General features: G+C 61.9%; 13 protein-coding genes. 10 read left to right on the top strand and 3 right to left on the bottom strand.

The window, feature by feature from the left end:
* Positions 1 to 11 precede the first annotated feature (11 nt).
* The 5 genes from ACSSVH_RS24100 to fdhA all read left to right on the top strand — a co-directional run bounded on the left by ACSSVH_RS24100 (position 12) and on the right by fdhA (position 6,391).
* Positions 12 to 314 (top strand): sarcosine oxidase subunit delta, encoded by a 303-nt coding sequence (locus ACSSVH_RS24100; protein WP_169953715.1) that lies wholly within the window; start codon positions 12 to 14, stop codon positions 312 to 314.
* On the top strand, positions 311 to 3,328 hold the full coding sequence (locus tag ACSSVH_RS24095; protein ID WP_492633825.1) for a sarcosine oxidase subunit alpha: 3,018 nt from the start codon (positions 311 to 313) through the stop codon (positions 3,326 to 3,328). The genes ACSSVH_RS24100 and ACSSVH_RS24095 overlap by 4 nt, the downstream gene beginning before the upstream one ends.
* A gap of 132 nt (positions 3,329 to 3,460) precedes the next feature.
* Positions 3,461 to 4,093, top strand: a complete 633-nt coding sequence (locus tag ACSSVH_RS24090) for a sarcosine oxidase subunit gamma (RefSeq protein ID WP_169953719.1) — start codon at positions 3,461 to 3,463, stop codon at positions 4,091 to 4,093.
* A gap of 51 nt (positions 4,094 to 4,144) precedes the next feature.
* Positions 4,145 to 5,002, top strand: a complete 858-nt coding sequence (gene purU, locus ACSSVH_RS24085; protein WP_169953721.1) for a formyltetrahydrofolate deformylase — start codon at positions 4,145 to 4,147, stop codon at positions 5,000 to 5,002.
* Positions 5,003 to 5,191: 189 nt separating this feature from the next.
* On the top strand, positions 5,192 to 6,391 hold the full coding sequence (fdhA, locus tag ACSSVH_RS24080; protein ID WP_038443950.1) for a formaldehyde dehydrogenase, glutathione-independent: 1,200 nt from the start codon (positions 5,192 to 5,194) through the stop codon (positions 6,389 to 6,391).
* A gap of 137 nt (positions 6,392 to 6,528) precedes the next feature.
* On the opposite strand, the gene ACSSVH_RS24075 is transcribed toward fdhA, so the two are convergent.
* Complete coding sequence (locus ACSSVH_RS24075) at positions 6,529 to 6,894, bottom strand: hypothetical protein (protein ID WP_178121185.1); 366 nt, start codon at positions 6,892 to 6,894, stop codon at positions 6,529 to 6,531.
* 258 nt (positions 6,895 to 7,152) lie between these two features.
* The gene (locus ACSSVH_RS24070) at positions 7,153 to 7,611 is read right to left on the bottom strand and encodes an anti-sigma factor domain-containing protein (protein ID WP_169953723.1); all 459 of its coding nucleotides are present in this window, start codon (positions 7,609 to 7,611) and stop codon (positions 7,153 to 7,155) included.
* 182 nt (positions 7,612 to 7,793) lie between these two features.
* Between ACSSVH_RS24070 and ACSSVH_RS24065 the strand changes: the two genes are divergently transcribed.
* The gene (locus ACSSVH_RS24065) at positions 7,794 to 8,363 is read left to right on the top strand and encodes a DUF2780 domain-containing protein (RefSeq protein WP_170042198.1); all 570 of its coding nucleotides are present in this window, start codon (positions 7,794 to 7,796) and stop codon (positions 8,361 to 8,363) included.
* On the opposite strand, the gene yihG is transcribed toward ACSSVH_RS24065, so the two are convergent.
* Positions 8,360 to 9,247 carry a 1-acylglycerol-3-phosphate O-acyltransferase, YihG family gene (yihG, locus tag ACSSVH_RS24060; protein ID WP_492633824.1) on the bottom strand — a complete coding sequence of 296 codons (888 nt, stop codon included), beginning with the start codon at positions 9,245 to 9,247 and terminating at the stop codon, positions 8,360 to 8,362. The genes ACSSVH_RS24065 and yihG overlap by 4 nt on opposite strands.
* Before the next feature lie 175 nt (positions 9,248 to 9,422).
* Here yihG and rloA2 point away from each other — a divergent pair, with 175 nt between their 5' ends.
* From rloA2 to creD, 4 genes are read left to right on the top strand one after another with little or no spacing between them, the layout of a single operon-like run.
* On the top strand, positions 9,423 to 9,923 hold the full coding sequence (gene rloA2 / locus ACSSVH_RS24055; protein WP_029296952.1) for a retropepsin-like aspartic peptidase RloA2: 501 nt from the start codon (positions 9,423 to 9,425) through the stop codon (positions 9,921 to 9,923).
* Between the two features lie 58 nt (positions 9,924 to 9,981).
* Entirely contained in the window at positions 9,982 to 10,659 is a 678-nt protein-coding gene (creB, locus tag ACSSVH_RS24050; protein ID WP_172313588.1) for a two-component system response regulator CreB, read from the top strand.
* Complete coding sequence (gene creC / locus ACSSVH_RS24045; RefSeq protein WP_170057623.1) at positions 10,659 to 12,098, top strand: two-component system sensor histidine kinase CreC; 1,440 nt, start codon at positions 10,659 to 10,661, stop codon at positions 12,096 to 12,098. The genes creB and creC overlap by 1 nt, the downstream gene beginning before the upstream one ends.
* A gap of 51 nt (positions 12,099 to 12,149) precedes the next feature.
* Positions 12,150 to 13,523: a cell envelope integrity protein CreD gene (gene creD / locus ACSSVH_RS24040; RefSeq protein WP_492633823.1), complete on the top strand. Its 1,374-nt coding sequence runs from the start codon at positions 12,150 to 12,152 to the stop codon at positions 13,521 to 13,523.
* Positions 13,524 to 13,665: the final 142 nt, after the last annotated feature.

Genomic DNA, 13,665 nt, shown 5'->3' with positions numbered 1-13,665 from the left:
AGAAATTCCCTATGTTGCATATCTTCTGTCCTCACTGTGGCGAACTGCGCTCCGAAGAGGAATTCCACGCCTCCGGCCAAGCGCACATCCCGCGCCCGCTGGACCCGAATGCCTGCACCGATCAAGAGTGGGGTGACTACATGTTCTTTCGCGATAACCCGCGCGGCCTGCATCACGAGCTGTGGATCCATGCCGCCGGTTGCCGCCAGTATTTCAACGCCACCCGCGACACCCTGACCTACGAAATTCTTGAAACCTACAAGATTGGCACCCAACCGCAATTCACCGCCAAGGCTTCTGGAGAGAAGGTATGAGCCAGATCAATCGCCTGTCCAACGGTGGCCGCATCGACCGCAATAAAGTCCTGACGTTTACCTTCAACGGCCAGAGCTACAAAGGTTTTGAAGGCGACACCCTGGCCGCCGCCCTGCTGGCCAACGGCGTGGATATAATTGGCCGCAGCTTCAAGTACTCGCGCCCGCGCGGCATCTTTGCCGCCGGCGCCGAAGAACCGAACGCGGTGCTGCAGATCGGTGCCACCGAAGCCACGCAAATCCCCAACGTGCGCGCCACGCAACAGGCGTTGTACCAGGGCCTGGTGGCCACCAGCACCAACGGCTGGCCGAGCGTGAACAACGACATGATGGGCATCCTCGGCAAGGTCGGCGGCAAGCTGATGCCGCCGGGTTTCTACTACAAAACCTTCATGTACCCGCAATCGTTCTGGATGACCTACGAGAAGTACATCCGCAAGGCCGCCGGGCTTGGCCGCTCGCCGACCGAGAATGATCCGGACACCTACGACTACATGAACCGCCATTGCGACGTGCTGATCGTCGGCGCAGGCCCAGCGGGCCTGGCAGCGGCCCTGGCTGCTGCGCGCAGTGGGGCGCGGGTGATCATCGCCGATGAGCAGGAAGAATTCGGTGGGTCGCTGCTCGACTCGCGCGAAAGCCTCGACGGCAAGCCGGCGGCCGAGTGGGTCGCCAGCGTGATCGCCGAGCTCAAGGCCCTGCCGGATGTGGTGCTGCTGCCTCGCGCTACCGTCAATGGCTATCACGACCATAACTTCCTGACCATCCACGAGCGCCTCACCGATCACCTCGGCGACCGTGCGCCGATTGGCGTGGTACGCCAGCGTATCCACCGTGTGCGTGCCAAGCGTGTGGTATTGGCGACCGGCGCCTGCGAGCGTCCGCTGGTGTACGGCAATAACGATGTGCCGGGCAATATGCTGGCGGGTGCGGTTTCGACCTACGTGCGCCGTTATGGCGTGGCGCCGGGTAAAAAGCTGCTGCTGTCGACCAACAATGATCACGCCTACCGTGTGGCGCTGGATTGGTTCGACGCTGGCCTCAGCGTGGTCGCGGTAGCCGATGCACGCCACAACCCACGCGGCGCGCTGGTGGAAGAGGCCCGCGCCAAAGGCATTCGCATCCTTACCGGCAGCGCCGTGATCGAAGCTCGTGGCAGCAAGCACGTCACTGGCGCCCGTGTGGCGGCCATCGACGTCAAAGCCCATAAGGTCACCAGCCCCGGCGAGTGGCTGGACTGCGACCTGGTGGCCAGCTCCGGCGGCTACAGCCCGGTGGTTCACCTGGCCTCGCACCTGGGCGGCAAGCCAACCTGGCGTGAAGATATCCTTGGTTTTGTACCGGGCGAAGCACCGCAAAAACGCGTGTGCGTGGGCGGTATCAATGGCGTCTACGGCCTGGGTGATTCCCTGGCCGATGGCTTTGAAGGCGGCGTGCGCGCGGCCAGCGAAGCCGGGCTTGCCCCGGTGGAAGGTACGCTGCCCAAGGCCCTGACGCGCCTGGAAGAGCCGACCCTGGCCTTGTTCCAGGTGCCTCACGAAAAAGCCACTGCACGGGCGCCCAAGCAATTTGTCGACCTGCAGAACGACGTCACCGCTGCCGCCATCGAACTGGCGACCCGCGAAGGCTTCGAGTCGGTGGAACACGTCAAGCGCTACACCGCGCTGGGCTTTGGCACCGACCAGGGCAAGCTGGGTAACGTCAACGGCCTGGCGATTGCCGCGCGCTCGCTGAACGTGACCATCCCGCAGATGGGCACCACCATGTTCCGCCCCAACTACACGCCGGTGACCTTCGGCGCCGTGGCGGGCCGGCACTGCGGGCATATCTTCGAGCCGGTGCGCTACACCGCGCTGCAAGCCTGGCACGTAAAAAACGGCGCCGAGTTCGAAGATGTCGGCCAGTGGAAACGCCCATGGTACTTCCCGCGCAACGGTGAAGACCTGCATGCGGCAGTCAAACGCGAATGCCTGGCCGTGCGCGACAGCGTCGGCCTGCTGGACGCCTCGACCCTGGGCAAGATCGACATCCAGGGCCCGGATGCCCGGGAGTTTCTCAACCGCATCTACAGCAACGCCTGGACCAAGCTCGACGTGGGCAAGGCGCGCTACGGCCTGATGTGCAAGGAAGACGGCATGGTCTTCGACGACGGCGTCACCGCCTGCCTTGCCGACAACCACTTCCTGATGACCACCACCACCGGCGGCGCCGCCCGCGTGCTGCAGTGGCTGGAAATCTACCAGCAGACCGAATGGCCGGACCTCAAGGTGTATTTCACTTCGGTCACCGACCACTGGGCGACCATGACCCTGTCCGGGCCCAACAGCCGCAAGCTGTTGAACGAAGTCACCGATATCGACCTGGACAAGGACGGCTTCCCGTTCATGACCTGGAAAGAAGGCCTGGTGGGCGGTGTGCCGGCGCGGGTGTTCCGGATCTCGTTTACCGGTGAGCTGTCGTACGAAGTCAACGTGCAGGCCGACTACGCCATGGGCGTGCTCGAACAGATCGTCGAGGCCGGCAAACAGTACAACCTGACCCCATATGGCACCGAGACCATGCACGTGCTGCGGGCCGAGAAGGGCTTCATCATCGTCGGCCAGGACACCGACGGCTCGATGACCCCGGACGACCTGAACATGGGCTGGTGCGTGGGCCGTACCAAACCGTTCTCGTGGATCGGCTGGCGTGGGATGAACCGTGAGGATTGCGTGCGTGAAGAGCGCAAGCAACTGGTGGGCTTGAAGCCGATCGATCCGAAGGTGTGGCTGCCGGAAGGCGCGCAACTGGTGTTTGATCCGAAGCAGAGCATCCCGATGAAGATGGTCGGCCACGTCACCTCCAGCTATGCGCACAACTCCCTCGGCTATTCGTTTGCGATGGCGGTGGTCAAGGGCGGCTTGAAGCGTATCGGCGAGCGGGTGTTCTCGCCCCAGGCCGATGGCAGCGTGATCGAGGCGGAGATTGTGTCTTCGGTGTTCTTCGACCCGAAAGGCGATCGCCAAAACATCTGACACCACTCCCTGTAGGAGCCGGCTTGCCGGCGATGGCGTTTCGGAAATCGCCGCCAGGCTTGAGGGCCTCATCGCCGGCAAGCCGGCTCCTACAGGGGTTGTGGTGTTCATTGGAATTCAGATAGGTGCTTTATGACAGCAGCCAATGTGTACCAACAACGCCCCACCTCCGGCGCCAAGGCCGAGTCGTCGCTGCACCATGCCGACCTCGCCAGCCAGGTGGGCAAGGGCCGCAAGAACGCCGGCGTGACCGTGCGCGAAAAGAAACTCCTCGGCCACCTGACCCTGCGCGGCGATGGCCACGATGCGGCCTTCGCCGCCGGCGTGCACAAGGCCCTGGGCATCGAACTGCCCGGCGCCCTGCAGGTCATCGTCAAGGGCGAAACCAGCCTGCAATGGCTCGGCCCGGATGAGTGGTTGCTGATCGTGCCAGGCGGTGAAGAATTTGCCGCCGAGCAAAACCTGCGGGCCGCCCTGGGCGATCTGCACATCCAGGTCGTCAACGTCAGCGGCGGCCAGCAGATCCTCGAACTCAGCGGCCCGAACGTGCGCGATGTGCTGATGAAGTCCACCAGCTACGACGTGCACCCCGACAACTTCCCGGTGGGCAAGGCAGTGGGCACGGTGTTCGCCAAGTCGCAGCTGGTGATCCGCCATACCGCCGAAGACACCTGGGAACTGCTGATTCGTCGCAGCTTCTCGGACTATTGGTGGTTGTGGCTGCAGGATGCCTCGGCCGAATTCGGCCTGAATGTCCAAGCCTGATGATCGTTCCCACGCGCTGCGTGGGAACGCATCCCTGAGGAGTCAACTGTAATGAGCCGCGCACCCGATACATGGATTTTGACCGCCGACTGCCCCAGCGTGCTCGGCACGGTGGACGCGGTCACCCGCTATCTGTTCGAGCAGGGCTGCTACGTCACCGAGCACCACTCGTTCGATGACCGCCTCTCGGGGCGCTTTTTTATCCGCGTGGAGTTCCGTCAACCCGATGGCTTCGACGAGCAAGGTTTTCGCGATGGCCTGGCCACGCGAGGCGAAGCCTTTGGGATGATCTTCGAGCTGACGGCACCGAACTACCGGCCAAAAGTGGTGATCATGGTGTCCAAGGCCGATCACTGCCTTAACGACCTGCTGTACCGCCAGCGTATCGGGCAACTGTCGATGGATGTGGTCGCGGTGGTGTCCAACCACCCCGATCTCAAGCCGTTGGCCGACTGGCACCAGATTCCCTACTACCATTTCCCCCTCGACCCCAACGACAAGCCGTCCCAGGAGCGTCAGGTGTGGCAAGTGATTGAAGACGCGGGCGCCGAACTGGTGATCCTTGCGCGCTACATGCAAGTGCTGTCGCCAGAGCTGTGCCGCAAGCTCGATGGCAAGGCGATCAATATCCATCACTCATTGCTGCCGGGGTTCAAGGGCGCCAAGCCTTACCACCAGGCGTACAACAAGGGCGTGAAGTTGGTCGGCGCCACTGCGCACTACATCAACAACGACCTGGACGAAGGCCCGATCATCGCCCAGGGCGTGGAGGTGGTGGATCACAGCCACTATCCCGAGGACCTGATTGCCAAGGGGCGGGATATCGAAGGGCTGACATTGGCGCGGGCGGTGGGGTACCACATTGAGCGGCGGGTGTTTTTGAATGCCAATAGAACGGTGGTGCTCTGACTGACGCCATCGCAGGCAAGCCAGCTCCTACAGGGTGATATGTGAACCCGATCAAATGTGGGAGCGGGCTTGCCCGCGATGAGGCCCTTACAAACAACGCAAAAACAGCATCTGTAACCCGAGCACTTAAACGCGCTGCCCACTCGAACGGGCACCGCAGTTCCATAAAAACAACAGCGAGGTGAAAGCATGTCTGGTAATCGTGGTGTCGTGTATCTCGGCAACGGTCAGGTCGAAGTACAGAAAATCGACTATCCCAAAATGCAGGACCCCCGTGGCAGGAAGATCGAGCACGGCGTCATCCTGCGCGTGGTCTCCACTAACATCTGCGGCTCCGACCAGCACATGGTGCGCGGCCGTACCACCGCCCAGACCGGCCTGGTGCTCGGTCACGAAATCACCGGCGAGGTGATCGAGAAAGGCAGCGACGTCGAGAACCTGAAGCTCGGCGACCTGGTGTCTGTGCCCTTCAACGTTGCTTGCGGCCGCTGCCGCTCCTGCAAGGAACAACACACCGGCGTCTGCCTGACCGTCAACCCGGCCCGTGCCGGTGGTGCCTACGGCTATGTCGACATGGGCGACTGGACCGGCGGCCAGGCCGAATACGTACTGGTGCCGTACGCCGACTTCAACCTGCTGAAACTGCCGGATCGCGACAAGGCCATGGAGAAAATCCGTGACCTGACGTGCCTCTCCGACATCCTGCCCACCGGCTATCACGGCGCCGTCACTGCTGGCGTTGGCCCTGGCAGTACCGTGTACATCGCCGGCGCCGGTCCTGTAGGCCTGGCGGCCGCCGCTTCGGCGCGTCTGCTGGGCGCGGCGGTGGTGATCATCGGTGACGTCAACCCGATCCGCCTGGCCCACGCCAAGGCCCAGGGTTTTGAAATCGCCGATTTGTCCAAGGACACGCCGCTGCACGAGCAGATCGCCGCGTTGCTGGGCGAGCCGGAAGTGGACTGTGCGGTGGACTGCGTGGGCTTTGAGGCGCGCGGCCACGGGCATGATGGCGTCAAGCACGAGGCGCCGGCCACGGTGCTCAACTCACTGATGGGGGTGGTGCGCGTCGCAGGCAAGATCGGCATCCCCGGCCTGTACGTCACCGAAGATCCAGGGGCGGTGGATGCCGCCGCGAAAATGGGCAGCCTGAGCATTCGTTTTGGCCTGGGCTGGGCCAAGTCCCATAGCTTCCACACCGGCCAGACCCCGGTGATGAAGTACAACCGCCAGTTGATGCAGGCGATCATGTGGGACCGCATCAACATCGCCGAGATCGTCGGCGTGCAGGTGATCAGCCTGGATGACGCGCCGCGTGGGTACGGCGAGTTCGATGCCGGGGTGCCGAAGAAGTTTGTGATTGATCCGCACAAGCTGTTCAGCGCGGCGTAGGCACTCGTAATACAAAACGGTGACCCGAGGTTAATGCCGACCAACCAAGAGCGAACAGCGGCCTGTCTGCGCCTTCTCTTGACTGATCGGCATTAGATCCAACGGTCATCGTTTTTGCGTTTTGATACCGGGGCGGACTACTCGGGGGCATGTAATTTCAGGAAGGGGTTGGAATAGACTTCTTTGCCAGGTTCGCCCGCCTTCACCGCCTCGCCACCATAAATACATGTCAGCTTGCCATTTGCCTGGTTGAAGCCTTCAGCTTTGAGTTTGTATTTGGGATCAAGGTAGTCATCGTCGGTGCCGGCCGTTACGCCCTCCCACTTCTTGCCGTTGCTGCTGGCTTCGTATTTGAAACCATCAGCAAACGTTCCAAGCGCGGGGTCGCTGTAGGGTGACGATTTGATCGCGCTTACGTCGGGACAACTACTAATGTCTGCCGCCAGGGTCTGACCGGTCAGGGCCATGAAGACGAGTGCTCCGATTGCAATTTTGCTGTGCATGATCAACGTTCCTTTGTTGTGGGAGGCTTCATGTTGCAACGGGAGTTGGAGGGTGCCTACTGTGGGATATGACAGTTAGATAAAATCAAATACAATTAAAAGTACGTGTCTTATTTCAAACGCCGCGACTGCGACCGAGCAAATGCGCAGGCGCAAAAAAACCTGCAAAGGAGCAGGTTTTTTTTGCGAACTTCACGGCGCGTGCGCTATCACGGGCAAGCCCGTTTCCACAGTGTTTTTTGAGGGGAGGCAGGGCGGTTAGCGAATTGCCAGCGCGCCCTGGTACACCGTCGGGCCGGTAGGCTGCTTGCTCACCGAGCCACCTTTGGTTTCCGAACTGACCATTAACTCCACCGGCTGGCTGATGGTTTCCTGCTGGCGTGGGTTGAGGCCGATGATGCCTTTGCCATCTTCAGGCAACAGGCCCAAAGACACAGGCGTGCCGCCGGCCGGCAGGGCCCACAGTTCGAGGCTGCGGTCCGGCTCAGGCGCGGTGGCGGCGATGGGCTGGACTTCCAGGTAATCCTTGTGCGCCACAATTTGCGCCGCCGGTTGTTGGGTGCTGCTGACCAGGGTCGCGGCGGACTTGACGCTGTCCTGGGTGTAGAGCGCGCCGCCGATACCGGCAACCACCACCACGCAGACGCCGATGAACAGGCGCGGGCGGGTCCAGAATGAGGGCTTGTGCTCGATCACTGGGGGTTGGGACGCAGTCATAAGGCTCTTCCTGACAAGTTTTGTAGTGTGTTGATTGACCCTGTGACAGGCGATGGGTTCCTAGTGGCAGTTTGATGGTGCCGGGCTTTGGTGCTTTTCTGAACAAATCTGTGACGTGGAACAACCTGTTGGATGCTGAGTCAAACGGCTGCTTTAGCTCCTACATTTACGAGGTTGTCTCGATGAAGATTTCACGCGGTTTTGCCCTGTCCTGCCTCCTGACCGTGGCGGCCAGCCCGGTATTTGCAGCAGGTTTCAGCCTGGGCGATGTGGCCAACGCCGTTTCTGGCGCCCAGGGCACCAACAAGGCCGCCGCCGCTGCGCCGACCTCACAGACCGCTGGCTTGCTGGGCGCACTGACCCAGCAACTGAATGTCACCCCGGAGCAGGCCGTCGGCGGTACCGGTGCGATGCTGGGCCTGGCCAAGAACCAACTGAGCAGCACCGATTATTCGCAGTTGGGCAAAAGCGTACCGGGCCTGGACAAGCTGTCGGGCAACAACGCATTGGGTAGCCTTGGCGCCTTGAGCGGCATGCTTGGCCAGAACGGTGGCAGCAAGACCAGCGGCCTGGACGGCGTGCTGGGTAACGTGAAGAACACCAACGACCTGAACACCGCGTTCAGCGCCTTGGGCATGGACAGCGGCATGATCGGCCAGTTTGCCCCGGTGATCCTGCAATACCTGGGCGGCCAGGGTGCCGACAGCTCACTGCTCGGCAAACTGGCCCAGGCCTGGGGTACCGGTAGCTAAGGTCGCTCGGCGCGCAGTTGGGCAATGCGCGCATCCTTCTCCATCCAGAGCTGGTTGACCCAGTTCTGGACGGTCTGGCGAAACGCCGGATCATTCTCGTAATCCCCCTGCCACAACGCCGGATCCAGCTCGCGGGTGCGGATATCAACAATGACGCGGGGCACCGCGCCGCTGATCAAGTCCCAGAACCCTGGAATCTTCTGCTGTGGATACACCACGGTCACGTCGAGGATCGCATCCAGCTGTTCGCCCATCGCGGCCAGCACAAACGCCACGCCACCGGCCTTGGGCTTGAGCAGGTGAGTGAAAGGTGAGCTCTGCTGGGCACGCTTGGCCTCGGTAAAACGCGTGCCTTCCAGGTAGTTGACCACCGTCACCGGCTGGCGCTTGAACAGCTCGCAGGCCTGTTTGGTGATCTTCAGGTCCTGGCCCGCCAGTTCCGGGTGCTTGGCCAGGAACGCCTTGCTGTAGCGCTTCATGAACGGGTAATCCAGGGCCCACCAGGCCAGGCCCAGGAACGGCACCCAGATCAGCTCCTTTTTCAGGAAGAACTTGAAGAACGGCGTGCGCCGGTTGAGGGTCTGGATCAGCGCCGGGATATCCACCCAGGACTGATGGTTGCTGATCACCAGGTATGAGGTATCGACCCTCAGCCCAGTGTCGCCGCGAATATCCCATTGGGTGGGGATGCACAGGGCAAAGATCAGCTTGTCGATCTCGGCCCAGGTCTCGGCGATCCACATCACGGCCCAGGAGGCGTAATCGCGTGACCGCCCGGGCGCCACCAGCTTGAGCAGGGCGAATACCAGCAGCGGGCCGATCAGGATCAGTGTGTTGAGTAACAGCAGCAGTGTGACGAAACAGCCGGTGAGCAGGCGGCGCATAAGCAACTCTTGCAAGCGATTGGACGGGCCATGATAAGCAGCTTGAGTCTAGAGGCCAAATCGCAAATGGCCTGACGAATGTTTCACTTTGTGTTGCGTATGCTGGGCAACGATCCAACTTTAGGCAGCGTTTGCAGTCTAGTATTCGTCTACTTACTTCAAGGAATCCTCCTACGTGAAATCCCTCCTTGCCCTATTAGCCGTGGTTGCCCTGCCCGTGATGGCCGCCGAGCCGACCCTGTACGGGCGCTACGAATATATCCAGTTGCCGGAAATCGGCGAGACCTTCAAGGCCAAGATGGACACCGGCGCGTTGACCGCCTCGCTGTCGGCCCGCGACATCGAGACCTTCACCCGCGATGGCGAGGACTGGGTGCGGTTCCGTCTCAGCGGCAAGGACGTGAGCAACAAGGTCTACGAACACAAAGTGGCGCGCATCAGCAAAATCAAGAACCGCGCCGACGAAGATGAAGACGGCGAAGAAACCAGCGTGGCCAAGCGCCCGGTGGTGGACCTGGAAATGTGCCTGGGCAACGTCAAGCGCACGGTGGAGGTCAACCTTACCGACCGCAGCAGCTTCAACTACCCGCTGCTGATCGGGGCCAAGGCCCTGCGTGAGTTCGGCGCCGCCGTGAACCCGGCCCGCCGCTATACCGCGGACAAGCCCGACTGCTGATTGACGCCGCATAAGGCATGGGGCACCGTTCACCTTTAGCTCCCAGTGCTCGGACGCCATGCCTCATATCCTGATTGTCGAAGACGAAGCGGCCATAGCCGATACGCTGATTTTTGCCCTGCAAGGCGAAGGCTTTACCACCACCTGGCTGACCCTCGGCCAGGCGGCGCTGGAGCATCAACGCCAAACCCCGGCCGATCTGCTGATCCTCGACATCGGCCTGCCGGACATCAGCGGTTTTGAAACCTGCAAGCAACTGCGCCGCTTCAGTGAAGTACCGGTGATGTTCCTCAGTGCCCGCGACGGTGAAATCGACCGTGTGGTGGGCCTGGAAATCGGCGCGGATGATTATGTGGTCAAGCCCTTCAGCCCGCGGGAAGTGGCGGCGCGGGTCAAGGCGATCTTAAAGCGCGTGGCACCGGTGGCAGCGCCGGCCAGCGGCGGCCTGTTCCAGGTGGACCACGAGCGGGTGCAGATCCACTATCGCGGCCAGTTGCTGGGCCTGACCCGGCATGAGTTCCGCCTGCTCAACTGCCTGCTGGAACAGCCCGGGCGGGTATTCAGCCGCGAGCAACTGCTGGATGCCGTCGGCGTGGCCGCCGATGCCGGCTACGAGCGCAATATCGACAGCCATATCAAAAGCCTGCGCAGCAAGTTGCGTGGCGTGGCCGCCGAGGCCGAGCCGATCCAGACCCATCGGGGCCTGGGCTACAGCTACAGCCCGAGCCACGCCTGATGCGCATGGGGCTGCGGATTTTCCTGGTGTATGCACTGTTTATCGGCCTCACCGGCTACTTTGTGCTCAACACGGTGATGAAGGAAATCCGCCCCGGCGTGCGTCAGTCCACCGAGGAAACCCTGGTAGATACCGCCAACCTGCTGGCGGAAATCCTGCGTGACGATGTGAAAAACGGCACCCTTGGCCAAAGCCACTGGCCTACCGTGCTCAAGGCGTACGGCGAGCGCCAGCCGGGCGCGACGATCTGGGGGCTGGCGAAGAATCAGGTCAACCACCGCATCTATGTGACCGACGCCCGGGGCGTTGTGCTGCTGGACTCGGCAGGAACAGCCGTGGGCCAGGACTACTCGAAATGGAACGACGTGTACCTGACCCTGCGTGGTGAGTACGGCGCCCGCTCGACCCGCAGCGATGCCGATGACCCGGCGTCGTCGGTGATGCATGTCGGCGCGCCGATCCGCGATAACGGGCAGATCATCGGCGCCGTTACCGTGGCCAAGCCCAACAGTTCGCTACAGCCCTATGTCGACCGCACCGAGCGCCGCCTGCTGTGGTACGGCGCCGGCCTGGTGGCGCTGGGCTTGTTGCTGGGGGCGTTGCTGTCATGGTGGTTGAGTGCTGCGCTACGCCGCCTGACCACCTATGCCCAGGCGGTCAGCGAGGGGCGGCGCGCCGAGTTGCCGCATTATCGCGGTGGTGAACTGGCGCAGTTGTCCACCGCTGTGGAGCACATGCGCACGCAACTGGAGGGCAAGGCCTACGTCGAGCGTTACGTGCACACCCTGACCCACGAACTGAAAAGCCCGTTGGCGGCGATTCGCGGCGCGGCGGAGTTGTTGCAGGGGGAAATGACTGTCGCCCAGCAACAGCGGTTTGTCGGCAATATCGCCAGCGAAAGCGCGCGCTTGCAGCAGTTGATCGAGCGCCTGCTGAACCTGGCCCAGGTCGAGCAGCGCCAGGGGCTGGAGCAGCAAGTCCCGGTACCGTTGGCCGCCTTGGTCGATGAAGTCCTCAAGGCGCAATGCGCGCGGATCGAACAGGCCGGGTTGCAGGTCGAGCGCCTGATCGAAGCGGATGTGAAGCTGTATGGCGAGCCGTTTTTACTGCGCCAGGCCTTGGGCAACCTGCTGGAAAACGCCCTGGACTTTACCCCGCCCGGCGGCACTCTGCGCTTTAGTGCCCAGGTGCGGCATCACGATGTGGATGTGTGCTTGTTCAACCAGGCCGCACCGATCCCCGAATACGCGCTGCCACGCCTGAGCGAGCGCTTCTACTCCCTGCCGCGCCCGGCCAGCGGGCGCAAAAGCACCGGCCTGGGCCTGAATTTTGTCGAAGAAGTGGTGAAGCTGCACGGCGGCTCATTGCAGATCGGCAACGTCCCGGGTGGCGTGCAAGTGGTGCTGCATCTCCACACAGTCTCCACATTGCCCTCATAAATCCCCCACAGGCCGCCGCCAGACTCTCCCCATCAAAACAGGGAGAGACCCATGAACCGCAGCCTGCTATTCAAACTGGGCGCCATCGCGCTGCTGATCCTGCTATTGCTGATTCCGTTGCTGATGATCAACGGCATCATCAACGACCGCCAGGAACTGCGCGACGGCGTCTTGATGGACATTGCCCGCAGCTCCAGCTACAGCCAGCAGGTCAGCGGGCCGTTGATGGTGGTGCCGTATCGCAAGACCGTGCGTGAGTGGAAGCTCAACGAAAAACTCAACAAACGCTATGAAGTGCTCAGCGAAGAAGATGGCCGCCTGTACTTCCTGCCGGAGCAGTTCGAACTCGACGGCAAGGTGCAAACCGAACTGCGCGCCCGGGGGATCTACCAGGCGCGGCTGTTCCATGCCGACAACCGCATCAGCGGCCGCTTTGTGCTGCCGGCGCAGATGGGCATCAAGGAGGACTTTGCCGATTACACGTTTGGTCAGGCATTTTTGGCGGTCGGTATCAGCGATATCCGCGGCATTGAAAACGCCCTGAAACTGGAACTGGGCAGCCAGCGCCTGGAGTTTGCCCCGGGCACCCAGGTGAGCTTCCTTGGCGCTGGCGTGCATGTACCGTTGCCCGCCCAGGACAGCAAGAACCCCGCGCCGCTGGACTTCGCGTTTGACCTGCGGCTGCAAGGTACCGAACAACTGCTGGTGCTGCCGGTGGGCAAGACCAGTAAGGTCAAGCTGGCCTCCAACTGGCCCCATCCAAGCTTCGTCGGCAACTTCCTGCCGGTGCAGCGCGAGATCAACGACCAGGGTTTTAACGCCAGCTGGCAGACCTCGTTTTTCTCCACCAACCTTGAAGAATCACTGGGAGGCTGTGTGGTCGGCAGTCGCTGCGAGGACTTCAACCAGCGCAGCTTCGGCGTGAACTTCATCGACCCGGTGGACCAGTACCTCAAGAGCGACCGCGCGATCAAATATGCGCTGCTGTTTATCGCCCTGACATTCGCCGGCTTCTTCCTGTTCGAAGTGCTCAAGAGCCTGGCGGTACACCCGATCCAGTACGCGTTGGTGGGGGTGGCCCTGGCGTTTTTCTACCTGCTGCTCTTGTCGCTGTCCGAGCATATCGGCTTTGCCCTGGCGTACCTGATTTCGGCCAGTGCCTGTGTGTTGTTGATCGGCTTTTATGTGTGCCATGTGCTGCGCAGCGTGGCCCACGGCCTGGGGTTCTCGGCGGGGTTGGCGGCGCTGTATGGCTTGCTGTACGGGTTGTTGAGCGCCGAGGACTACGCGCTGCTGATGGGCTCGTTGTTGCTGTTCGGGCTGCTGGGCACGGTGATGGTCCTGACGCGCAAACTGGACTGGTATGGCGTGGGCAAACACAAGGTGGCCGAGCCGTTGGTGTTTGACCTGGAGGCGGTGCAATGATCGGCTTGCGTGAGGATCAGCGGGAGAGGGGAGAGCTGGTGGCGATGATCAGGGCATTGCTGCCCGACCCTTGGAGCGGGCGTGCCTCCCCCTCGTCAATGCGCCTGGAATACCTTCGCGAGCCAGCTCGCTCCTACAAGGG

The sequence above is a fragment of the Pseudomonas sp. HC1(2025) genome (genome assembly GCF_058742075.1).
Note: the sequence above shows the minus strand (reverse complement) of the source record. Positions and strands in the feature narration are given on the sequence as shown.

Excerpts from the sequence above, each read along its gene's own strand:
- creC (WP_170057623.1), top strand. The coding sequence starts at position 10,659 with ATGCGCATGGGGCTGCGGATTTTCCTGGTGTATGCACTGTTTATCGGC.
- ACSSVH_RS24100 (WP_169953715.1), top strand. The coding sequence starts at position 12 with ATGTTGCATATCTTCTGTCCTCACTGTGGCGAACTGCGCTCCGAAGAG.
- purU (WP_169953721.1), top strand. The coding sequence starts at position 4,145 with ATGAGCCGCGCACCCGATACATGGATTTTGACCGCCGACTGCCCCAGC.
- yihG (WP_492633824.1), bottom strand. The coding sequence starts at position 9,247 with ATGCGCCGCCTGCTCACCGGCTGTTTCGTCACACTGCTGCTGTTACTC.
- ACSSVH_RS24075 (WP_178121185.1), bottom strand. The coding sequence starts at position 6,894 with ATGCACAGCAAAATTGCAATCGGAGCACTCGTCTTCATGGCCCTGACC.
- fdhA (WP_038443950.1), top strand. The coding sequence starts at position 5,192 with ATGTCTGGTAATCGTGGTGTCGTGTATCTCGGCAACGGTCAGGTCGAA.
- ACSSVH_RS24065 (WP_170042198.1), top strand. The coding sequence starts at position 7,794 with ATGAAGATTTCACGCGGTTTTGCCCTGTCCTGCCTCCTGACCGTGGCG.
- ACSSVH_RS24090 (WP_169953719.1), top strand. The coding sequence starts at position 3,461 with ATGACAGCAGCCAATGTGTACCAACAACGCCCCACCTCCGGCGCCAAG.
- ACSSVH_RS24070 (WP_169953723.1), bottom strand. The coding sequence starts at position 7,611 with ATGACTGCGTCCCAACCCCCAGTGATCGAGCACAAGCCCTCATTCTGG.
- creB (WP_172313588.1), top strand. The coding sequence starts at position 9,982 with ATGCCTCATATCCTGATTGTCGAAGACGAAGCGGCCATAGCCGATACG.
- creD (WP_492633823.1), top strand. The coding sequence starts at position 12,150 with ATGAACCGCAGCCTGCTATTCAAACTGGGCGCCATCGCGCTGCTGATC.
- ACSSVH_RS24095 (WP_492633825.1), top strand. The coding sequence starts at position 311 with ATGAGCCAGATCAATCGCCTGTCCAACGGTGGCCGCATCGACCGCAAT.